Genomic DNA, 23,207 nt, shown 5'->3' with positions numbered 1-23,207 from the left:
TCGTTTGTTTACAACCGGCACGCTCTGAGTTCACGGTTTATGGTTTGGTGAGTTGATCAGTTTTAAAGGCCTCGATTACCCTAAAGGCGTGATTTTGTATGCGGTATTTTCTAGTTTCGTTATTCTGTCTCCTACCGTGAACTTGAGGAGATTACCGGTTTATCAAACGACTGACCAAGCCAATGATAGGCTTCAAGGCCTTTCATTCAGCTGCCCCTACACTTGACGGTATTGAAACCGCTCACATGACCAGAAAAAGTCAACTAGGTCAGGAAGGCGTTCCAGCCTTCTGCCAGTTCAAGGTGCTCGCAGGATAATTGCGTCTATGCGGCAGTAGTGTTGCGTGTAAACAAAAAATGCGACACAACTTCATATCTTCACCTCATTTGCAGGGTGAACCCTACTCCAAACTGGAGGAGTTTATGGGGGACAGATCAAACACCATTATTCCAATCTCAGTTACACCTTCAGTTTGAATTTGGGGCTGAGCGATTTCGATTTAAACATAGAAATGCAACTTGAAACCTTTCGACTAAAATTTTGAAATTTCAACACTATGAGTCGATAAAGTGCTTTTTTGAATCTCCACCAGCCGGTTTCGCAAGTGAATTTCATAGTTTTATTAGAAATTTTCATCCTCAAATATTGTAGTTATTTCCCAGAAAACAGCCGTTTGTAATATTTCAGATAATCCTCATTGACTAAAACTACGTAAATTTTTGTAGACAGCCCCTCAAAATTGAATCTAAGTTGACAACGTTTCATATTGGGAGCTTGTTATGAAAATATTGAATACGGCATCTGCACTGGCAATTGCCGCAATGACATTTGCGGGGGGAAGCGCAAGCGCCGCTGATAAAGAGCTTGTTATTTTTAACTGGCTGGGCGGTTCTGAGCGTGATTTGATTGTTGCTCTCGAGGAAGGGTTCTCTGCAAAGTACCCGGACTACGAGATCAAAGACATTAACCCGGCAGCTGGTGGTGATGATGCGCGTTCGGGCATTCGTTCTGCCATGCTTGCTGGTGAAGAGTTCGATCTTCTGCTGAACACATGGCCGTCCTTTGAGAAAGAACTGGTTGATGCGGAACTGATCCGCCCTATCGATGGCGCATGGGAACAGTATGGTTGGTCGTCCGCGCTCAACGACAGCTGGCGCAATCTGGCAACTTATGACGGCAAAACTTACGGGGCATACTTCATTGCCGGCAACCGGTCGGGCGTTTGGTACCGTCCTGATACGCTTGCAAAAGCGGGTATCACCAGTGAGCCAACCAAGTGGGAAGATTTTATCAGCTCGTTTGGTGCGCTTAAAGAAAACGGCAAGCTACCTGTTTTCATTGGTGCAAGAAGCTGGGCGCAAACCGAATGGTTTGAAAACGCTCTTCTGCGTACCAAAGGGTCGGCCTACGCAAAGCAACTTGCTGAGCATGAGGTGCCTTGGACGGATGCAGGCGTGAAGGAAACTTTCGGCAATCTGCGTGATATGCTGGAAGCTGGCTGTTGTGCTGAATCTGGCAAAATGCTCAGCACTCACTGGACTGATGCTGCTGATGCAGTTCTGAAAGATGGCAAAGCAGGCTTTATGTTGATCGGGTCCTGGGCCAACCAGCGTGCGAAAAACGAGTATGCGCTGACGCCGATCAAAGATTATTCCTACATGCAATTCCCGGTCATCAAACCAGAATTCGGCAACACCATGAGTGTTGATGGAAAGAACTTCCTTGTTATGCAGCAAGCGAAGAACCCGGAAGGGGCTGAACTGTTCATTGACTTTGTCTTGAGCAAAGAGGGTGCTGCAATTATCTCAGCGCAGAACCTGGCAACCCCAAGTGCGAATGTGGATCCCTCGTCCTATGATCCTATCGTGCGTAAGTACGCTGAAATGCTTCCACTCGTAGACGTTTTCTTCGTGCTGGATGATCTGCTTCCTGCAGAACTGAGCGGTGAATTCCGTGTTAGTCTGCAAAAGTTCCTTCGCGACCCAAGCGAAACGAGCGTTGATGAGATCACCAAGACGCTCGAAGCGAAAGCGAGTGAGCTTTACAAATGAGTGTACAACATGGGTCTACTTTAACCTCCCAGACCCAGGCGAGGCCTTTTACAGGCCTCGCCAGCCGGTTCCTTGGAGGACATCTCCGCCGTGCTGACTGGATTGCATTTGCGCTGTTGGCACCCACCCTTATTTTCTTTGCCGTTGGTGTTCTCTACCCACTGGTTGAAACCATCCGGGTGAGTTTTCTGGATTGGACGGGTCTGAGCCAACCAAAGCCTGCCGGGTTTTCCAACTACATTAAACTCTTCAACGACCCTAATTTTTGGAATTCCCTGCGTGTCACGCTCACATGGACATTGGCATGTACCGGTATTTCTGTTGCGATTGGCTGGGCGGTCGCGTTAATTTCCGGTCTTGCTCCCAAGCAGACCGCACCGTTCCGCGTGGCTATCTTTGCAGCTTACGGCATCTCCGAAACCGCCAGTGGTTTGATGTGGCTTGGCATTCTACAGCCAGATTTTGGCTTGCTGAATGGCGTACTCCGAATTGTTGGATTGGATGGCTGGGCCACCCCTTGGCTTGGCGAACCTTCTATTGCAATCTGGGGCGTTATTGCAGCTTATGTCTGGACGCAGGCTGGCTTGCCGCTGCTCACCTGTTTTGCAGCTATTCAGGCGATCCCGAAAAGTCAGATGGAAGCAGCGCATGTGGATGGAGCTTCCCACTTCCAAATCCTACGTTACATCATGGTTCCTCTCAGCCTACCGGGTGTGCGGATTGCGCTCTTCATCAACCTCCTGAACAGCCTCAAAGCCTTTGACATGATCCACATATTAACCGCTGGCGGCCCTATTAGATCAACAGAAACAGTTGGTTACTTTATGTACCAGGAGTCCGTCGTTTACTTTAAACAAGGCTATGGTGCGGCAAGTACTGTTGTTCTCTTGCTGGCAGTTATTGTCTGCTCAATTCCACTCATTCTGGATAAGGCATCGGCAACCAAATGATCAATCAAACCCCAAGATGGCCTGTTTTTGTACTTGCTGCGGTTGCGCTGATCTGGATCATTCCACTGATCGGGATTATCGCAATGTCCATTCGACCGGAAGGAGAGATTCTATCGGGCTGGTGGAGCATAAAACCATTCACCTTCACGTTGGAAGCGTGGCGGGAAGTTTGGATCAACTACCCAATCGGCAAAGCTTTTCTGAACTCTCTGGCCGTCGCATCGCTCGCAACAATCATACCGGTTTTGTTTGCACCTGCTGCAGCCTATGCGTTCCACTATCTTAAGTTCCCATTCCGCCGGATCTTGCTGCTCATTCTGGTCAACGCGTTTGTCGTGCCCAACCAAGTGGTCATTATTCCGCTGTTCAAACTGTGGCGTGAGCTGGGTTTGATCGACACGTACTGGGCCGTGGTCATTCCGTTTGTGGGTTTGTCCTTTGCATGGTCCGTATTGTTGGTGAAGAACTTCCTCTCCAACTTCCCGCGCTCATTGATCGATGCGGCTCAGGTGGATGGATGTGGTCATTTGCGGACCTACTTCTACATCGTTCTGCCAAACAGCATCACCGCACTGGCTGCTGTCGGTATTTTACAGTTCATGTGGACATGGAACTCCCTGCTTCTGCCGATGCTGTTCCTACGCGACAAAGCAACACTGCCCGTCATGCTGTCCACCATCAGTGGCGCATATGAGCCCAACTGGGATCAGCGTGCGGTCGCCACCATCATCACCTCCATACTACCTCTGATTATCTTCCTGTTCTTCCAGAAGTATTTTTCCGCTGACGGCAAAAACAACAGCGGTTCTAAGGGCTGAAAATATGTGCCAACAAAAAGAAATAAAAGACTTTCGATACCGGCAAATTCACCTCGACTTTCACACTTCTGAGCATATCAGCGGTGTTGGTGCAAAGTTTGATGCAAACCAGTTTGTAGACACACTGAAGCACGGCGAAGTGGATTCCGTCACTCTGTTCGCACGCTGTCACCACGGTTGGAGCTACTACCCGACCAATGTAGGCACACCACACCCAAACCTGCAAAACGCAGATCTGCTAGGTGATATGGTCAAGGCCTGCGCCGATGCAGATATCGCGACCCCGATTTATCTGACTGTACAATGGGATGAGCTGACCGCTCGCGAACATCCGGAATGGCGGGTGATGCAGGCGCAAAATACAGCGGCCAATTATCCGGGCACCGAGCCGTCTGCCATGAACCAGCTGACCCCAACATGGCACACTCTCTGCCTCAATCATGAAGGGGCAATTCAGCGTCAAATCGATATCGGGCTGGAAGTGTGCGCGCGCTACAACCCACCAGCGCTGTTTATGGATATTCTGGCATCCTGGGAGTGCACTTGTAACGCATGCCTGTCTTCTATGAAGGCCGCTGGCATGGACCCAATGTCTGCAGACGATCGCAAGAGTCACGACAAACGGGTACTGATGACGTTCTTTGAGCGCTTCTCGAAAGCGATCAACGGCCAATACCCTGATGTGCGGATCTTCTTTAACTCTGGTCACATCTATAAGGGGCAGGATGAACGTTATCAATATTACGGCCATCTGGAACTTGAGAGTCTGCCAACCGGCGGCTGGGGTTACGACCACTTCCCGGTTTCTGCTCGATATGCAGATACGTTGAACCTGCCATTTTTGGGAATGACCGGGCGGTTCCACACGCATTGGGGTGAGTTTGGCGGCTTTAAACGCGCCGATGCACTGACCTACGAATGCTGTTTGATGGTGTCGTTAGGTGCGCGTTGTTCCATTGGAGACCAACTGCATCCGAACGGTCACATGGATTTTTCAACATACGACCTGATCCGCCCAGCCTATACTCGTGTAAAGGCGTTGGAGCCGTATGCGTACAACGCGACTTACCAGCGCGAGGTTGCAATCCTTTCCGTAGAAGCGCAGGTCTCTCAGCTTGGTAGCCACCTTGGTCACCGCAGTGAACCAAGTGACGCCGCATCTGCTCGTATGCTTTTGGAAATGCAGATTCCGTTTGATCTGATCGCCTCCAAAAGCAGCTTTGACGATTACAAACTGATTATTCTGCCGGACAGCATTCGCCTGGACGAAGATCTGGCAGCCCGCTTGAAAGCCTTCACCGAAGCAGGCGGAAGCATTTTAGCAACGGGTGAATCCGGCCTTGATGTTGAAGGAAAGCGATACCTCCTCGACATCGGAGCAGAACTTGCCCCAACCCCGATGGAGTTCGACCCGAGCTACCTCTCCTGCCATGAAAAGCTGGATGAGGACATGGTCGATGCTTCTGTTGTTATGTACGAGAAGGGGGCAGCTCTATATGCAACTGACGGGGATGTGCTGGCTGATGTTCGGCCTTCCTACTTCAACCGCACATGGGACAAGTTCTGCTCGCACCTCCACACACCTGAGGACCCGGATGCAGATCCACTCGGGCCTGCAATCTTGCAAAAGGGTCGTGTTGCGTACGTGGCGTATCCGCTGTTCCGCATGTACGGCACTACGGGCCAGCCGCTCTACAAGTACTTGATTCGAGGTCTCATCTCACGCCTGCTGCCGCAACAGATGATTGGTACAGAACTGCCATCTGCTGCACGTCTGTCGTTAATGGAGCAGAAAGCGGAGGAGCGACAAGTGCTTCATGTGCTGTACGCACCAACTCAGCTGCGTGGTAGTGGAATCGCTTACAATGATGGTCAAACCAGAGCCATTGAGATCATCGAGGATGCACCGGAGCTGAAAGATGCAAAGGCGTGGGTCCGTACGGAAACCGCCCCAGCAGATGTTACGTGTGCTTACACAGGTAAAACTCTGCCATGGAGCTATGATGGCCTCGACAAGAAGCTGCATATCGTTTTTCCTAGCCTCCATATTCATGGGGCCGCCGTCATCTCATATGCAGATGTAAAAGCGGTTGCAGCGTAAAGGGCAATGCAGTGAAAAAACCAACCATCCTCGATGTAGCAGATTCCGCAGGCGTCGCTGTAGGCACCGTTTCGCGTTATTTGAATGATCAACGCATCAGGAAGGACAACCGGGCCCGGATTGAGCAAGCCATTGCTGAACTGGGATACCGTGCCAACACACTTGCCCGCGCGATGAAAACCGAGCGAACGCAAACGGTTGGGTATCTTGTGCCGAAGTTTGACGAGTTCAACTCAGGTATATTGACCCAACTTGTGCGTTCGCTTCGGCCCCGCGGTTATTCCGTTGTTACTTTTCACCATTCCGATGAAGCTGATGCGATTAACGAGGCGCTGGAATCAGCATCTTCTCGGCGCATCGATGCCATCATCCTTTCCGGGACTCATGAGGTGACGGAAAAGGTGCAGGAGCTTTTGGCTGGCGATAGACCGGTCATCATTTTTAACAATGATGTTCCGGGTGTTGAAACAGACAAAGTGCTGGTGAATGACCTTGCGGCTGCGCAGGACGCAGTCAAACGCATGATCGATTTTGGTCATACGCGCATTGGCATTGTTACTGGCGATTTGAAGGGAAGTACCGGGCAAAACCGTTATCAGGGGTACAAAAACGCCTTTGAACACGTGGGCCTGAGTGTTGATGAGGAGTTGGTTTACGTTGGAAATTGGGGGCAGTTGGATGGCTACAGCGCCATGGACAGGTTTCTGGCCATGGAAAATCCACCAACTGCTGTCTTCTATTCCAATTACCTGATGACCATTGGAGGTCTGGATTGCCTCTCCAATAGTGGCAAGCAAGTGGGTGAAGACATCGATCTGGTCACGTTTGATGACCCGGACATGTTCCGCCTGATTCCGCCAGGTATCACAGCCATCGAGCAGCCAATCGAGCAGGTGGCCCGCCATCTGAGTGAGATGGCATTGAGCAGGCTCGATGGCACGGCACCGGACCATCCTCGCAATATTCGCGTCAATTGTGCGCTGAAACTGCGTGGCTCCTTGGGAGTTGCGCGAAAAGCCACCGGAAAACCCCATGAAAATAGTTAGCTACAACATCCGTTATGGAATTGGGATCGACGATAAGCTTGATCTGAACCGCATTGCAAAGGAGCTGGAAGGTGCTGATATTATCGGATTGCAGGAAGTTGATCGCTTCTGGAAACGTAATGGAAACGTAGATCAAGCGCAGGAACTGGCAGATCTTTTAGGCGAATACCGCTGGGTCTATGGACCGGGTCTTGATATGGATGCCTCGTTCCATGATGAGAACGGCAAATTTGTCAATCGTCGCCGTCAACATGGCGAGATGATCCTCTCCAAATACCCCATCATTTCAAGCCGGACATACCCCTTGCCGAAAATGGGGTCTATCAACCGCCATGCCGTTCAGGCAGCCTTGTTGGAGGCTGTGATTGATGCACCGACAGGCCCGTTGCGGGTTTACAACGCGCACCTGTTTTACTGGTCGCTAGATTTTGCGTTGGTGCAGGCAAAATTTGTACGTGACCGTATTAAAGCTGCACCATCTGAAGGCGGTGCATGGTGCGGTGGGCCGGGCATTGATGCGCATTGGCTGAATGATGAGCCGCAACCGCCAATGCCAACCGACTGCATTTTTCTCGGTGACATGAACAACGGTGCGGGGACACCGGTTTATGAGGTGTTTACAGGTCCGCCATCAGAGGAAGGTGGCCGCGTGCAGACGCTGGACGGTTTCATAGACCCTTGGGTCTGGCTGGGAAATGAAGAGCAGACAGGGAAGACTGCGCACTTTGATGACCGGCGCATCGATCATGTATTTGTGGGGGCCTCTCTGCGCCACCGCATTTCCAAAATGTGGGTTGATGAAGACGCCAAAGGCTCAGATCATTTACCGGTTTGGCTGGAATTGAAGGACGCTTAGGGGGAAGCATGGCACAAGTTATACTGAAAAATCTCAGGAAATCCTACGAGAATACCAAGGTCATTCATGGTCTGGATCTGGAGATCAAAGACAAGGAATTTGTTGTCTTTGTTGGTCCATCCGGCTGCGGAAAGTCCACCACATTGCGGATGATTGCTGGTCTTGAAACAATTTCAGGTGGCGAACTTTTCATTGGCGACAAGCTGGTGAACGATATGCCTCCCCGGCAACGCAACATCTCCATGGTGTTTCAGGATTATGCACTCTATCCGCATATGACAGTTGCGAAAAACCTCGGCTTCTCGCTCAAAATTGCAGGTATTCCTCAAGCGGAGATCGAACAACGTGTGGCAGACGCGGCAGGTATTCTCGGTCTTGAACCGTACCTGAAACGCAAACCCGGTCAGCTCTCCGGCGGTCAGCGCCAACGTGTTGCTATGGGCCGAGCTATCGTGCGCCATCCAGATGTTTATTTGTTTGATGAACCACTTTCCAATCTGGATGCTAAGTTGCGTACGCAGATGCGTATCGAGATTAAGAAGCTGCATCAACGAGTTGGCAATACCATTGTGTATGTAACGCATGATCAGGTGGAAGCGATGACGCTGGCAGACCGGATCGTCATCATGCGGGACGGCATAATTGAACAGGTCGGCTCTCCGCGTGAGGTCTTTGAAAAACCGAACAATACCTTCGTGGCGACCTTTATCGGTTCCCCGCCAATGAACTTGCTGGACGCGCGCGTGACCAGCAAAAATGGGGATCCACGCTTGATGTTGGCAGATGGGCGAGAAGTGCATGCCCCAGCTCCGATTCGCAACAAACTGGAAGCTGGAAAGGCTGTAAAGCTGGGCATCCGCCCGGAAGATATCTCGCCGGAAGGCAATGCGTTGCCTACGGGCGGACAAACCGAGCGGCTTGAACTGCCGGTCATGCTTTCTGAAGACTTGGGCTCGGAAGCGACTTTGTTTACTGAGCTCGCTGGGACACCAATTCAATCCATCATGTACAATCCACGCACAGTACATGCTGGAGAAACACTAAATTTCAACATGGCCCTGGATAAATGCCATGTGTTTGATGGAGATACCTTGAAAAACCTGGCGGCCTAACCACGCCAGAACGACCAGTAGACAAAGAAAAGCCCTGAACGGCGACGTTCAGGGCTTTTGATCGTTATATCGAAACAGCTTTACGCCTTTTCGTCCACTTCAAAACCGGAGATCAGCTCCAGTGGAATGTCCTGATAACTTACCGGAGGCAGGAAGCGGCAAATTGCCATGATGCCCACAAAGGTTGCGCCAAAGTTGGTAAAAACCGGGTACGGAACGCCATGAACCGCCGCATCACAAACTTCACCACCGGCTGGGAACCCATTGGTAAGCACGCGGCCTGCTTTACACTCCAGAAGCGGCATCAATTTACGAGCATCAGCATAATCGGCAGCATCCACATGAACGGAGCAAGTCAACTGACCATCGATCTGCTTGACGACATCGTGCATCTGATCAAGGTTTTCCTGCTTGACGACAATGCCGAGTGGCCCAAGGCTGTGTCGCAAGTTTCTCGTTTACACACAGCACTACTTCCGCGTGGATGCAATTATCCTGCGAGCACCTTGAACTGGTAAAAGGCTGGACCGCTCTCCTGTTTCAGCTGGCCTTTTCTGATCATGTGAGTGGTCTCAATACCATCGAGTGTGCTGTGGCGGAATGAAAGTTCTCTGAGAGCATGGGATCTACCGTATTGCCTTGTTTATCAAGGGAGCAGCAGAGATAGGCCCATTCGCTCTTGACCTTAATGTAGGTCTCGTCCATCCGCCACGAGGTGCCCACTTTGTACTTTTGTTTTCTGGCCTCTTCAGCAATTAGCGGTGAAAATTTGATGCCCAACGGTTGAGGGTAGCATGATCAACTTTGACACCGCGCTCCTGCATGATCACGGTGGGAGACAGAATAATGAAACTAGAAAATACCGCATACAAAGTCACGTCTTTAGGGTAATGGGTGCCTTAAACTGACCAACTCACCATACTTCAATCCACCAATTTAGGGTGCGCTGGTTGTAAACGAACGATCAGAGATAGAAACCGACTAAGCTTTACGACACAATCTCGCCGCTGCATTTGATTGGCAACCTCTTGTTAATGATATTCATTATCCCAACGCCCTTAAGCGTCGCATAGGCGACTCAGTTGTAATTTTTACCCTGAGACACACAAAGCCGGTTGACGAAGGGGCTGCTATCCCCTGCCCAAGGAATGAGGCTAGCCATCGAACTGTCACGCGTTTGTTTTCAAGCCCTGTTGGTTCTAATAGCCGCTGTTGTATTCCTCCACTGCTTCCTAATAAAAGCGATGAGAGTAATCATGTCTTCGGAAGTAGAAACAACACTGAGCATGTTGTCCGGCTGATCTCCTCAACAAAGGCGAGTTCCCCTGAAAATTTCAGGAGAACTCTATATCCAAGATACTAAAAGGCGCAGGCTATATTGGCTGCGGCTGTGCTTAGTAATATTACGCCACCAGCTATACCAGCTGCGATTTTTGTTGCCCCTGTTGGTTCTGGAGCGAAAAGCAAGGTGGCTCCCACCCCTGTCGCTTGAATAGTTGTCGCCTTTGCGACTAGGCAAATCTTCGAACCATTTCCAGCCCGAACACTTCCCACAATCGCCAGATTCTCAGCTCGTACTTCGAATGTTGCATCCTTGCCAGTCGTGATGGTTCCTAAGCTACCCTTCTCGATATCCGCGCAGACGGTCGCTCCCTTTTTAACTTTCGCCGCGTTGATATTGAGGTTCTCATATTCGTAGAAACCGGATCCAAACTCTCTTTCCTGACGGTATACATCCTGATCGACAACATAGAATCCTACATCAGAGTCTGGCACGACCAATTTCAAAAACTCATTGCGGGTGAGATAATCGTTACATGCATACCTATTGGAGGCGGCTTTTGTTGCAGCGGTATAGGCCGGTCCGGCGTCTAGCGGCGGAATGAGATTAAGCCTGGCGTTGAGGAAGTCTTTGTATTCAACGATCGTCGCACCATCACCGGCATCCGTGCCTAATTTTTTGTCGTCATTTCCCTCAAAATATTTCCGCATGTCGCCGACATCATACGTATCTACCAGATCCCCGGCACCAAAATGCCCATCATGATTTACATCGATGACGAAATTAAATGCCGTCCCATAGGTATCGCTAAATGAGTGCCCCGCATTACAAACTGCCTTGAGGGCCTTATCCTTACCTTTCCACGCAGTGAGGCACGGATCTTCCACTTTATCGTCAGCTTGGTCACGCTGCCATGAAGCTGGCGATGGTTTTGTATCCAGCGCTCGCATGTTGAAGTGAACAGCAGGTTTTTTCCAGATCGGCAGAAATGCATGCCCCAACGCGTCTGAAGTAAGCGAAATTTCCTTGTGTTTCGGTTTCAGTTCATCAAACAGAATAGGGCCATATCCTTGGTTGATAGGAATGGCATATTGCGCAAGGTTAGAAAGGCCAGCTTCTCTTGCGTCAGCCCACCCTTTCCAACCCGGTGTTTGAGCAAGTAATTTCCGAGAGACAATATACCCCTTGTAAGGGGTATCGGGACCTAAGCCCTTTGCAAGCCCATAAATATTCTGCGCTCTATTTTCTGAAAACTGCCCGCGCAACAAATGGTTATCGCCGAGCGTCACGATGTCTGAGTGGAAGTCTTTCGGGTATGACAACAAGTCAATGCCGCTATCTACATTAACAATATCGCCGCCCTTGATGTTTAGAATGCCATCCTTGTTGACATCAAGAACCAGTTTATATCCACCTGCAGGTGCGTTTAGCCATTCTACGTCGGTCCCAAAAGTTCCGTCAGTCGCTATAGTGATAGCTGTGGGACCGTTGCTACCGCGCGCATCTTTGAGCGATACATCCGCGACACCACCATATTCGACAGCTTCATCATATTTAACAATGTAGAAGTTCGCGGTCGCTCCAGCAGGGAGCCACGATGTGAGATTCTGCGCGTTGAAACTGTTCTTTGTTTTATAATTGGGTGCGAAAGCAGTTTCTGCATTGGGAAAAGAAAGACCAGAGGAATGCTTGCGCTTTTTGCCCGTTTTGCCTGAAGGCCCATTTCCGGTCCCGTTCATCCCGGCAAGGGATACCAGTACAGGTGTCTTCATAGGCTGCGCCTTTGGCTTCTTCTTTTTAATGCCTTCCAATAACAAACTAACCTTGTAGTGATCAGAGACTAGTACGCCACTGAGAGTTTGGTTTTTGATCAACCCAACCTCGATATCATATCCCTTTTTTTCCCCGTCATCAGAAACGGCAACATGCTTGGTAACAGCTGCGTTCGTTATAAAGCGATCATAAGCACAAGCGGCATCGGCCAACACATTGGTTCTTACGCCAAAATCTATCCACCAAGTCCAACCAGCCGCTCCTTCAAATTTTCCGGGCTTCTTTTGCTCCGAAAAATATGTGCAGTCAGCGTTTAGGTCTCCCAGGATCAAAGCGCCCTGATTGATGGCTTTGAGGTTCTTCTCCAGTGCGATCAACTCGTTTGCCACCGCGAAGTTGCGGAACTGCGTTGGGTCAACTCCCGGAACGCGCGGCCCCGCCCCATAGCGCGGCTTAAGATGGTTGTCGTAAACTTGGATTTCTAGCGCTTCGCCCTCTGGCATGGGAACACTGATGGTCGTGAGCAGTGGTGGGCGTGCCCAGATATTCGTTTTCAGAACGGAGGTCGATCCATTGACAGCTGTGTAGGGCCCAGCTTCATCCAGGTAATCCACCCTGCTTTTCACGGTAATTGGAGGGCCGTCCTTATAAGTGGATGATGGACTAACGCAATAGGAATACCGCTCGCCGTTTCCCCGCTTTGTAGAGCGCCGTGAGACCCAGTCGCACTTCCATCCTGCTGGCATAAAGTGTTGTAGGCCACGGGCAGGGCCCTTAATAGATCTGCCTGTTCCTTGCACTTCTTGAAAGAAAATTATGTGATCTTGCTGAGCCACGCGGGCTATTCGGCGCATCAGAGCGCTACGGTCCTTGTTGTTTTTAAACCCAGCCTTGCTCTCACCAAAGTTTTTTAGGTTCCAACTTCCTATTCTTGCGGCCCAAGGAATATCCTCAGCAAACGCGGGAAGATTTGCACCAGTTACAAAAAGAAATAGCACCAGCGCCCGAAAAACGGCGCGCCACAACACAAACGAAACTCTACCCTGAACTAGTAGTTTCATGATCAAATCCTTCCTCAACTACAATCTCGATAGTTTTTACAATCACCCAACATGGGATATGCTAGTTTCGAGCGAGGACGGTTTGGCGCAATGCATCAATTTCTTTTTGCTGGCGGATCGTATGAAGCGTCAATTCTTCAATTTTCTCCATCAAAAGAACGTTCATCTCACCCAGGTCCAGACCTTCAGTCACGACAGTTTTCTGTGAGGGAACTCCCGGTAGATAGCCTTGAAGCTTAATATGTTGCTCAACTTTTGAAAGCGGCATTAACGGATAGTCTGCATCAAAAACGTAATCAGGCCATTCTGCAATTGTGACCTCAATAGATTTAGCTGTAATTCTGCCATTAACAGCCAAGGCTGATCGAGGCGACGTGGTTCCAATCCCCAGCCGACCGTTTACGGTCAGTATATTTTTATCGAACTCACCATAGATCAAAGGTGTTTTAGAGCTCGAATTTTCAATATAAAGCTTGTTGGAACCGGCTTCATTATAACCCGCAGCACGACCTAAGAAAACATTTCCTGATCCAGTTAAACTTTTTTGCCCTGCCTGAGCCCCAATGAACGTATTTTCAGAGCCAGACTGATTTGAAAGACCAGCAGCCTGACCAAACATGGCATTAAGGCTTCCACTCGTATTCATAGCACCTGTTAGATCGCCAAAGCCGGAATTGAAGGACCCGCTGACATTATAATCGCCAGATTGGGAACCCACATAGGTGTTTTGCTTCCCGCTTACGTTCTTATATCCAGACTGTATTCCTACAAAAGTATTATTATACCCGGTGGTGTTTTCTGAGCCTGAAACTGAGCCCAAAAAGGTGTTGGCTTTACCACTGGTGTTTTTACCGCCGGCTCCATTACCTGAGAACGTGTTGCCAGAACCACTTTCGGCATAGGCGACCCCACAAAAAGCGAAAAAACTAAGGCATACCGCACCTACGATTAATGGGCTTCTATTTGCTGGTTTCTTACATGCACACGAATTCTGCCCACCAGAAATTGAATTCACTTTTTGACTAATCATCCGAGTCGCCCCCAAGGCTTCTTCATTTATAAAATTGAAATGATCCCCGTGAGTGCCGCCCGGTTGTCACGCAAGCCGCACTGTGTCATTTCACGAGATCAATTAAGTATAAATATACGTAATATTATTTATTAACCTAAAGTAACTCGAAATTTTGAATTATTTTTACAGATACAGATTGCATTTTCGCATGCGTATTTCTGCAAGCACTATGCATATATGAAATATTGCATCGCTATTCGAGGATAATTACTAGTATTTGGAAAGTGATCTGGGCGGAAATAGGAATAATTCCAACAAAAGCCATGGGCAAATATCCAATATTTGTTCATTTACACAAATGCTGGCATCAGGCCGCAGTTAAAACCGCCCTCCGCAGCGAACCGAAGAGACCGATCTGAAGTTGAGCACTCACTCACGCGGGATTACCGAGAATTCGCTCGAATGCCCGGTTTGGTTACGTCGAGACATACTGGGAATGGCCGTGAGAACGAGCCAACTGCGGACATCGGAGCACTACTATCTGTGATGGCTGTGTCGCAAAGTTTAGTCGGTTTCCAACTCTGATCGTTTAGTTTACAGCTGGCACGCTCTGAATTGGCGGTTTGAGGTTGGGTGAGTTGATCAGTTTTAAAGGCACCAACTACCCACAAAAAGACGTAATTTCGTATGCAGTATTTTTCTAGTTTCGTTATTCTGTCTCCTACAGTAATCTTGAGGAGGCCTGCAGGAGCGCGGTGTTGAAGCTGATCACGCGACCCTCAACCGATGGGTGATCAAGTTCTCACCTCTGATTGCTGAAGAGGCAAGAAAATGGAAGCGTAAAGCGAGCACCTCCTGGCGCATGGACGAGACCTACATTAAGGCCAAAGGCGAATGGGCCTATCTCTACCGCGCCCTTGATAAACAAGGCAATACGGTAGATTTCATGCTCTCAAAGACCCGTGATGAGGCCGCAGCTACAGCCTTTTTTGAGAAAGCCATTGGCAACAACATTCTGCCGAAGAAAGGTGTCATGGACAAGAGCGGAGCAAACCGGCGGGGCTGATAAATATCAACTTATATTTGCGCCTGACTGGCGGTTCTTTGTCGACATTCTTCAGGTAGAGCTGGCTCAGGGGTTTTTGACAGGTTGTATAAGTGGATTTTGCTCCTAAAACTGGCATGATGCCTAAAGCAGGAGACCTGTATAAGCAGACGTCCCCATTGGTCCCATAGCCCGGCTTTTAAAGCGAAAGTGGCGCTTGCTGGTATTCGCGGAGAGAAAACCTTGAGTGAATTAGCTCAGGACTTTGATGTGCACGCGAACCAGATCAAGCAATGGAAAGAGCAGGCCTTTGCGGCGATGCCAGATGTGTTTGGTGCTGATAAACAGGCTAAGCAGGAACCTGAAGTCGACATCAAACGGCTGGACGCCAAAATTGGGGAACTGGCTTTGGAAAATAATTTTTCCGGACTTCGAAGGGACTGCGGCCCCAGTGGGGCCGCGTAAGCTCGTAAGAAGGCGCTCACAAAAGCAGGCTTGCTGAGCGCCACAAGATGATCGACCATAAGCACAAACTCTCGATTAGCCGTCAGGCCAAAGCCCTGAGCTTATCCAGAAGCAGTGTTAACTACCGGCCCCGTCCGGCCTCACTGGAAACGCTTGCCCTCATGCACCGGCTGGATGAGTTGCATTTAGAGTATCCGTTCGCGGGTAGCCGCATGCTGCTGCGGCTGTTGAAGGCAGAAGGCTTTGATATAGGCCGGCGCAGGGTGCGATCTTTGATGAAGAGGATGGGTATTGAGGCAATCTATCGCCGACCAAACACTTCCAAACCCGCACCGGGTCACAAGATCTACCCGTTGTCAGTGCTGGATGTATTCTCCCCAAAAGCGCTGGTTGAAAATTCCCCACTTTTTCAGCTTTGACTTTTGTTTGAAGGGGCATGCCCCTTCAAACAAAAGTTGGCCAAACTCTCCTCTACGTTCCTGTTGGAAAGAAGGGGTGTGGAGGAGTGGTCAATCTAGGGAAGATCGTAATGATCCATAATTTGAAGCAGCAGGGACTGTCTGTAAGTGCCATAGCGCGCAAAGCCGGGCTGGATAGAAAGACGGTCAGCAAATACTTACACCAAGGCCTTGAAGCTCCTGTCTACGGCCCCCGCCAGCGTGACGGGCGTGTACTGGAGGAATACAAAGGCTATTTACTTGAGCGACTGGAGCGGTTTCCCGGTCTATCTGCCCGGCGCTTGCTTCGTGAGCTGAAGACACTGGGGTTTAAGGGCGGTTACTCCACTGTAACGGAATATCTTCGCCTGATCCGTCCAGCTCCTCCGCATGCATTTGAACGGCGCTTTGAGACAGCACCAGGCCAGCAGGCACAGGTAGATTTTGCTGAGTTTCAGGTGGAGTTCACCAGTGAACCAGATGTGGTGCGAAAAGTCTTTTTGTTTTCAATGGTGCTGAGTAATTCACGGTTTTTGTGGGGGCGCTATTGTGCCAATCAAAAACTAGAGACAGTCCTGCGTTGTCATATCGCGGCCTTTGAGGTCTTCGGCGGAGCGACACTGGAAGTCCTGTATGATCGCATGAAGACAGCCGTTCTGGGAGAGGAGCCAGATGGCACTGTTCTTTTTAATCCTGCTCTTGTCGCTCTTCTGGACCATTATGGCGCTCAGCCGGATGCCTGCCAGCCCTACCGGGCCAAAACCAAGGGCAAGGTGGAGCGGCCATTTCGTTACATCCGGCAGGATTTCTTCCTTGGTCGTACGTTCCGCGATCTGGACGATCTTAATGCCCAGTTCACACGCTGGTGCAAGGAAATTGCCAATGCCCGTGTTCATGCCACCACCAACCGTGTGGTGGGCGAGGTCTTTGGAGAGGAACAGCCCGCTCTGATCCCTTTGCCAGCGCACCCTTATGATGCTGTTTTACTGGTGGAGCGGCGGGTCACGCGTGATGGCATGGTCTCCGTTGGAGGTAATCTTTATTCAGTGCCGGACACCGTTAAGAAACGGATGGTCGAAGTCCAGCATCACCCGCAAGAGGTGCGCATCTATGAAAACGGTCAGCTCATCGCCACCCATCCGGTCATGGAGGGAAAGAACCAGCGCCGGGTTGATCCATGCCATCGCAAGGCTCCTCCACGGGCAACACAGCGCCGTCGTCTGGCTGCGGAGCCAACCAAACACAGCGGTGTAAACCAACGCCCACTGGAGTTCTATGAAGCGGTAGGCCAACGACTTGCCAGTACTGGAGGTAAGCCATGAGTTCGCTCAGTAAACGCATTCAGTCTTCACTGGTAGGCTTAAAAATGCCGCGGGCTTTAGAGGTGCTCGACCACACGCTGAGCCAATTGGAACAAGGGGAACTCACGGCACTGGAGGCCCTGGATTCTCTGCTCAATGAAGAATATTCAACACGCGAGGGCCGCCGTATCGGCGTCGCCCTGACGACAGCGCGGCTTACTCCGATAAAAACACTGGAAAGCTTCGACTTTACCTTCCAGCCCTCGCTGGACAGGGATCGCATCATGGCTCTAGCCGAACTGGAGTTCATCACTCGCAATGAAGTGGTACACTTTCTCGGTCCACCTGGTACAGGAAAGAGCCATCTGGCAACTGCTCTTGGGGTTGCAGCCGTTAAAGCGGGTAAACGGGTGTATCGCATTGCTTTAGCTCACCTCATCGAAGCCTTGGCAAAAGCTGAAAAAGAAGGGCGGTTGACTGAGAAACTACGCTTCTTTGCACGAACTTCACTGCTAATCGTCGATGAAATCGGTTATCTGCCAATTACCAATGGGGGAGCAAACTTGTTCTTCCAGCTCGTCAATGCCAAATATGAAAAGGGATCCATGATCCTCACCTCAAACCGTGGCTTTGCGGAATGGGGGGAGATCTTTGGTGATCGCGTTATTGCCACAGCCCTTCTCGATCGGCTTTTGCATCATGCCGTCGTCATCCAGATCGAAGGTGCTAGTTATCGGTTGCGCAGCCATGCGGACCTCATGCCAGAGCACGTACGGGCTAACGCTTCAATAGCTCCACCTCCACCACCAAAACGACGCGGCAGGCCACCCAAAAAGGAGAGTTAGACCCACAGAAAAGGCTGGTCACCAAATACTCAAACTGAGGACTTTCCGTCCAGCACATGTGGGGAAATTTGACTCAGCATTGACACCCGTATCTGCTGCGTGATGTGGCGGTCTCGAGACCCAATCAGGCCTGGACGGTCAACATTTCATATATTCCGATGGTGAAGGGATTTACCTATCCAGTTGCCATCATTGACTGGTACTCGCGCAAAGTTCTGAGTTGGCGACTGTCGATTGCCATGGAAGCAGGTTTTTGTATCGAGGCTCTGGAAGGCGCGCTCGCCAAACACGGCAAGCCAGAGATTTTCAACTCTGACCAGGGCTCCCAGTTTACCAGCATAGATTTCACCGATGTGCTCAAGCGCGAGAAGATCAAGATCTCAATGGATGGTAAGGGAGCCTAGCGCGACAATGTATTTATCGAACGCTTCTGGCGTACTGTCAAATACGAGGAAGTTTATCTCAATGCCTACGCCAGTGTACGAGAGGCAAGGCAATCCATCGCTAAGTTCATCGCCTTTTATAACCAGATACGCCCACATTCACCACTTGACTGGCACACGCCGGATCAGACTTTCTGCAACCACCCGCCGCACATAACGCAAGCAGCGGCGAAACCGGAGCGGATCCACTTATTAACGACGTTCACCTGTCCAAACAAACTGAACCACCTCTAACCACGGTGACACCTTGAACCGTTAATATAGCTCGGAAATATAGCTACCTCCTTCGGCCTTGGCGAACCATGTTCCACGGGCCTCGCCAAGGCCGCATTCAAACGAGGGGCCGGAAGTTACCACTTGAAAACGCATCAGATAAACGTTGCCATCTCGCTCGATGGTGGGCGGTTCTGCCAGAAGGCCTTCTAAACCAATTCAGAAAGCCTGGCCTTTTCTCCATGCTGCAGGCTAAGAGAATTGTCGTGATACGAACATTGCTGCAACCGCAAAGTGCCACTTTGTTATTGACCTGGCCCCCAATTTTCCTCCAGTGGTTAAGAGGATCCGTCGATAGTAATTATGCGTTATGCGGCCAGTTTCTCCAACCCATTGTTTGCTAAGAATGCCGCCGTGTTAGGTTTCCCAAGGATGAATGTGGTTTTTGGGAATTGTAGTCTGTTTGCCGGATGCTATGTAATGCCAGTTCAACTTCGTATCCTGACAGAATTCGAGAACCGCAGAACTTGTCATTTCTCTGCCGTTGTATGAAGGGATTGTACTTGGTTGCCCACGATGCTTGATTACTGCTTCTAATTCTCTCACTAATCTAGCTCCAGACAAAGATGTATCTGGGACAAAGACGAGGCATTCACGGCTAAAATCATCAATAATCGCTAGAAGTCTAAATCGTCTGCCGTCGGTAAAGGCATCACTGACAAAATCATGGCTCCAGCGTTCATTTGCAAGGCTGGGAACTGTCATAGGGCGGCTTGTGACGAGTGCCCGTTTTCGCACGCCACGTTTACGAACCTGTAGACCTTCCTTACGATATAACCCGCGCCGTTCAAAAAAGACTTTCTTCATGGCCACACGCAAGGGCCATCATCAGTGCTAACGCGTTTGTAACGCACGCTTGAACGATCAACATTCAAAACAGAACAGGCCCGCCGTTCACTCACGTCATGGGTTTTGCAATGAAAAGCAACTGCTTGACGTGCGCCGCCGGGCCCTACTGTTTTTTGCATCAATGTCGCGCAGTATGGCCTTATCCAGCATTGCTTCTGCCAATAAGCGTTTCAACGCGGAGTTCTCATCTTCAAAATCCCTTAGTTTACGGGCATCCGAAACGTCTAGGCCGCGATACTTAGCTTTATTTTACAAAAATAAGGCCGTACTGATCCCGTGCTTTCAGCAAACTTCTGCCGTGGGAACCCCGCTTTCCTGCTCCTTAATTATCCCAATGATTTGTTCTTCCGTAAAATGCGGATGCTTCATATCATCACCTCATCTGCAGTGTGAAGCCTACTACAAACTGGCGGAGTTTATGGCGGGTAGGGCACCTTTTACCCGTAACTTGTTGCCACGCCTAGGCTTTGTCGATGAGATTGCGTTGAAGCCTAACGTGGCCAAGACCGCTGGCTGATCTCCCAAAGGGGCAGATCTAATTGATTATGCATCCTTCGATCACTGGAAAACACAGTGCTTAATCGCCGCCTTACGTCATGATCGACTGGAGGTTCCCTGATTCATTGAAGGGGCGATGAACGGCAAGTTGTTTGATCTCAGCATTGAGACCCAAGTGGCACCGACGCTGCAAAGCAGGGAAGTGATTATCCTCCACAACTTGGCATCGCACTAGAACCTAACCGGTGCGGTGACAATGAAGGCTTCCGGTGGGTGGTTTTTATTTCTCCCACCTTATAACCTAACTTTGAACTCAATCGAGATGGCCCTTGCAAAACTAAAGGCACTGATCCGTAGAGCCGCCGCACGTACGATGAGCTGTGGCAGGGGTAGGCCATGTCTGTGATCTCTTTACCGCAGAGGAGTGCTACAATTTCTTCAAGGCAGCAGGATGTGAGCCCGATTAACGCGACATGCTCTAGGCTAATGGTTGCCAATAGGATAATAAGCTCAACTTATGCGAGAGAGGTATCCTGTACCTATGCCGAAGCTTGATCAATTTCCATTGTTTTCCGCACGTTTGCCTGAACTTGCGGTGCGGGCTTTGCCGTTGGTGCGCGAGGTTGGCTCTATCACCAAAACAGCACATCGGTTGGGCGTTAGTCAGTCTGCTGTGAGCCAGTCTATTGCTGAGCTGGAGAAGCGACTGGGCATAAAAGTGCTCATCCGCGGGGCGCAGCCCGTGCAACTGACTGAGGAAGGCGTTCTTCTATCTCAATACGCGCAAAGCGTTGTGATTGCGGAAGAAAAAGCGCTCGCTCAGATTGATGACTTGCGTCATAACAGAGGTGGCCGTGTTCGTATCGGTTCTTCAGGCCCATCTGCCTCTACGCGGTTGTTGCCAAGCCTGATGCAGCGATTTTCACAGCTCTACCCCGGCATTGCCCTTGAGTTGCGAGAGGCGCAGGACCACGATATTATAGCCGCGTTGAGACGCGGCGAAGTGGATGTCGCCGTTGTTCCCGGTGCAAAGGAAGAGAGCGAGTTTGAGACCATTCCGCTGGCCTATGACCGGTTGGTGGGCATTGTCTCCAGCGAGAAGGCTGAGCCCGGCAGCTTAAAGGCCGCGGATTTCCAGAACCAGCCTTTCATTATGACGAAGGGAGGCAGTGAGCCTCTGGTGCGTAAATGGTTCAACCAATCAGACATTGAACCAAGAGTGGACCATTCCATTCAGCAGATCACGTCAATTCTGGCATTGGTGAAAGCCGGACTGGCTCATTCCATCATTGCAGAACTTGCGTTGCCGAGAGGAATGGCGGGTGTCAGAGTGCTGCCCCTTGACCCGCCAGCGCCTCGCAGTTTGTATCTGACGCGCCTCCCAACAACTCCAGCCAATACAGCTTCATCGACATTCTGGACGTTTTCTGAATATGAAATTTACCGGGATACGTGAGTTCCGAAGCGTCCTACGCATGAGTTGCAAGGCTCTGTGATTACAGCGAACGCGGGCATTATCCGCGCATAAAAATACCCCGGCAAACTGGGTTCGCCGGGGTCGAATTCGCTGCCGTTCAGATATTCTAGTCGATTTTGCTCAGCAGGTTGTTCATAGAGGCTTTTGCATCACCGTAGTACATGCGTGAGTTCTCTTTGTAGAACAACGGGTTCTCGATACCGGAATACCCAGTGCCCTGACCGCGCTTGGAGATGAACACGTTTTTCGCTTTCCAAACTTCCAGTACTGGCATGCCAGCGATTGGGGAGTTTGGATCTTCCTGCGCAGCTGGGTTCACGATGTCATTCGCACCAATAATGATCACAACATCAGTGCTTGGAAAGTCATCGTTGATCTCGTCCATTTCCAGAACGATATCATAAGGCACCTTTGCCTCTGCAAGCAGCACGTTCATGTGGCCTGGTAAGCGACCTGCAACCGGATGGATTGCAAAGCGGACGTTTTTACCTTTGGCACGCAGACGCTTGGTCAGCTCTGAAACAGCTTGCTGAGCCTGAGCAACGGCCATGCCGTACCCCGGTACAATCACAACGCTATCTGCTTCATTCAGTGTTTCAGCCACGAAGTCGGTGTCTGTCGCCACCATCTCGCCTTCAATTTCCTGAGCAGGGCCAGTGGTGTTACCAAAGCCGCCCAAGATCACCGAGACAAAGTGACGGTTCATCGCCTTACACATGATGTAGGACAAGATTGCACCTGAAGAACCAACCAGTGCACCGGTAACGATCAGCAGATCGTTGCCAAGCAGGAAGCCTGTCGCTGCTGCTGCCCAACCGGAGTAGGAGTTCAGCATGGAAACCACAACCGGCATATCCGCGCCGCCGATGGCCATAACCATGTGCACGCCGATACCGAAGGCCAGCAAGGTCATCACATAAAGCGTCCACGAGCCTGCGTGGTTCATGTACATAATCATGAGCAGGATGGAGAACAGAACGAGTGCTGCGTTGAGAACATGGCGACCTGGCAGGATCAGTGCTTTACCGCCAATCTTACCCGCCAGCTTGCCATAAGCGATGATCGAACCGGTAAAGGTGATCGCCCCGATGAACACGCCGAGGAAGATTTCAGCTTCGTGAATGACCTGTTCAGCGCCCATCAAACCTGCAGGTGGATTGATACCTGAGTTGATGCCGATGAACACAGCGGCCAGACCGACGAAGGAATGCAGAGCCGCCACAAGCTGTGGCATGCCAGTCATTTCAACACGTTGCGCAACAATTACACCGGCAACGGAACCCACAACCATGGTGATCAGCAGCACAACAACAACAGTGCCACTGCCAAGGTCGACGAGAGGGCCAAGAACGGTTGCGACCACGGCGATAGCCATGCCGATGATGCCGAACCAGACAGCGCGCTTGGCGCTTTCTTGATTAGAAAGTCCACCCAGAGCAAGGATGAACAAAACAGCTGCCGCGATGTATGCGGCGGTTTGAAGTCCGATAGACATAATGCTTCCCTCCCCCG

General features: G+C 50.5%; 14 protein-coding genes and 5 pseudogenes. 14 read left to right on the top strand and 5 right to left on the bottom strand.

Translation table 11 applies throughout. The features are described 5' to 3' along the window. Positions 1–149 precede the first annotated feature (149 nt). The 8 genes and pseudogenes from BLS62_RS28865 to ugpC form a co-directional block, all read left to right on the top strand. Positions 150–317: pseudogene (locus BLS62_RS28865) on the top strand (IS6 family transposase); the annotation flags it as partial. A gap of 462 nt (positions 318–779) precedes the next feature. After that, the gene (locus tag BLS62_RS28860; protein ID WP_093190605.1) at positions 780–2,051 is read left to right on the top strand and encodes an ABC transporter substrate-binding protein; all 1,272 of its coding nucleotides are present in this window, start codon (positions 780–782) and stop codon (positions 2,049–2,051) included. Continuing rightward, the gene (locus BLS62_RS28855; protein ID WP_093190600.1) at positions 2,048–3,001 is read left to right on the top strand and encodes a carbohydrate ABC transporter permease; all 954 of its coding nucleotides are present in this window, start codon (positions 2,048–2,050) and stop codon (positions 2,999–3,001) included. The genes BLS62_RS28860 and BLS62_RS28855 overlap by 4 nt, the downstream gene beginning before the upstream one ends. Next, complete coding sequence (locus tag BLS62_RS28850) at positions 2,998–3,819, top strand: carbohydrate ABC transporter permease (RefSeq protein ID WP_093190594.1); 822 nt, start codon at positions 2,998–3,000, stop codon at positions 3,817–3,819. Before BLS62_RS28855 ends, BLS62_RS28850 begins: the two co-directional genes overlap by 4 nt. Before the next feature lie 4 nt (positions 3,820–3,823). Beyond that, complete coding sequence (locus tag BLS62_RS28845) at positions 3,824–5,920, top strand: alpha-amylase family protein (protein ID WP_093190590.1); 2,097 nt, start codon at positions 3,824–3,826, stop codon at positions 5,918–5,920. An 11-nt stretch (positions 5,921–5,931) separates the two neighbouring features. Further along, positions 5,932–6,966, top strand: a complete 1,035-nt coding sequence (locus BLS62_RS28840) for a LacI family DNA-binding transcriptional regulator (protein ID WP_093190585.1) — start codon at positions 5,932–5,934, stop codon at positions 6,964–6,966. Next, entirely contained in the window at positions 6,953–7,822 is an 870-nt protein-coding gene (locus BLS62_RS28835; RefSeq protein ID WP_093190580.1) for an endonuclease/exonuclease/phosphatase family protein, read from the top strand. The genes BLS62_RS28840 and BLS62_RS28835 overlap by 14 nt, the downstream gene beginning before the upstream one ends. A gap of 8 nt (positions 7,823–7,830) precedes the next feature. Beyond that, on the top strand, positions 7,831–8,934 hold the full coding sequence (gene ugpC, locus BLS62_RS28830) for an ABC transporter ATP-binding protein (RefSeq protein ID WP_093190575.1): 1,104 nt from the start codon (positions 7,831–7,833) through the stop codon (positions 8,932–8,934). Positions 8,935–9,014: 80 nt separating this feature from the next. On the opposite strand, the gene BLS62_RS28825 is transcribed toward ugpC, so the two are convergent. The 3 genes from BLS62_RS28825 to BLS62_RS28810 form a co-directional block, all read right to left on the bottom strand. After that, complete coding sequence (locus BLS62_RS28825) at positions 9,015–9,383, bottom strand: aldehyde dehydrogenase family protein (RefSeq protein ID WP_208991292.1); 369 nt, start codon at positions 9,381–9,383, stop codon at positions 9,015–9,017. A gap of 910 nt (positions 9,384–10,293) precedes the next feature. Further along, entirely contained in the window at positions 10,294–13,050 is a 2,757-nt protein-coding gene (locus BLS62_RS28815; protein WP_093190570.1) for an exonuclease/endonuclease/phosphatase family protein, read from the bottom strand. Positions 13,051–13,111: 61 nt separating this feature from the next. Continuing rightward, positions 13,112–14,080 carry a hypothetical protein gene (locus BLS62_RS28810; RefSeq protein ID WP_093190565.1) on the bottom strand — a complete coding sequence of 323 codons (969 nt, stop codon included), beginning with the start codon at positions 14,078–14,080 and terminating at the stop codon, positions 13,112–13,114. A gap of 620 nt (positions 14,081–14,700) precedes the next feature. On the opposite strand from BLS62_RS28810, the pseudogene BLS62_RS30585 reads away from it, so the two are divergent. The 5 genes and pseudogenes from BLS62_RS30585 to BLS62_RS32405 all read left to right on the top strand — a co-directional run. Further along, positions 14,701–15,237, top strand: a pseudogene (locus tag BLS62_RS30585) (IS6 family transposase). 32 nt (positions 15,238–15,269) lie between these two features. Next, a pseudogene (locus tag BLS62_RS32410) lies at positions 15,270–15,925 on the top strand (IS3 family transposase); the annotation flags it as partial. Positions 15,926–16,077: 152 nt separating this feature from the next. After that, positions 16,078–17,331, top strand: a complete 1,254-nt coding sequence (gene istA, locus BLS62_RS28790) for an IS21 family transposase (protein ID WP_093176930.1) — start codon at positions 16,078–16,080, stop codon at positions 17,329–17,331. Continuing rightward, positions 17,328–18,155, top strand: a complete 828-nt coding sequence (gene istB, locus BLS62_RS28785; protein ID WP_093175407.1) for an IS21-like element helper ATPase IstB — start codon at positions 17,328–17,330, stop codon at positions 18,153–18,155. Before istA ends, istB begins: the two co-directional genes overlap by 4 nt. 83 nt (positions 18,156–18,238) lie before the next feature. Beyond that, positions 18,239–18,832 (top strand): annotated as a pseudogene (locus BLS62_RS32405) (IS3 family transposase); the annotation flags it as partial. A 379-nt stretch (positions 18,833–19,211) separates the two neighbouring features. Here the strand turns inward: BLS62_RS32405 and BLS62_RS28770 are convergent. Further along, a pseudogene (locus tag BLS62_RS28770) lies at positions 19,212–20,089 on the bottom strand (DDE-type integrase/transposase/recombinase). A 670-nt stretch (positions 20,090–20,759) separates the two neighbouring features. On the opposite strand from BLS62_RS28770, the gene BLS62_RS28765 reads away from it, so the two are divergent. Then, positions 20,760–21,674: a LysR family transcriptional regulator gene (locus tag BLS62_RS28765; protein WP_093190540.1), complete on the top strand. Its 915-nt coding sequence runs from the start codon at positions 20,760–20,762 to the stop codon at positions 21,672–21,674. Between the two features lie 127 nt (positions 21,675–21,801). Here the strand turns inward: BLS62_RS28765 and BLS62_RS28760 are convergent, their stop codons facing one another. Beyond that, positions 21,802–23,190, bottom strand: a complete 1,389-nt coding sequence (locus BLS62_RS28760) for an NAD(P)(+) transhydrogenase (Re/Si-specific) subunit beta (protein ID WP_093190536.1) — start codon at positions 23,188–23,190, stop codon at positions 21,802–21,804. Between the last annotated feature and the right edge of the window lie 17 nt (positions 23,191–23,207).

Source organism: Pseudovibrio sp. Tun.PSC04-5.I4 (assembly GCF_900104145.1).
Lineage (GTDB): Bacteria > Pseudomonadota > Alphaproteobacteria > Rhizobiales > Stappiaceae > Pseudovibrio.
The sequence above is the reverse complement of the archived record's forward strand: the minus strand, read 5'-3'. Positions and strand labels throughout refer to the sequence as shown.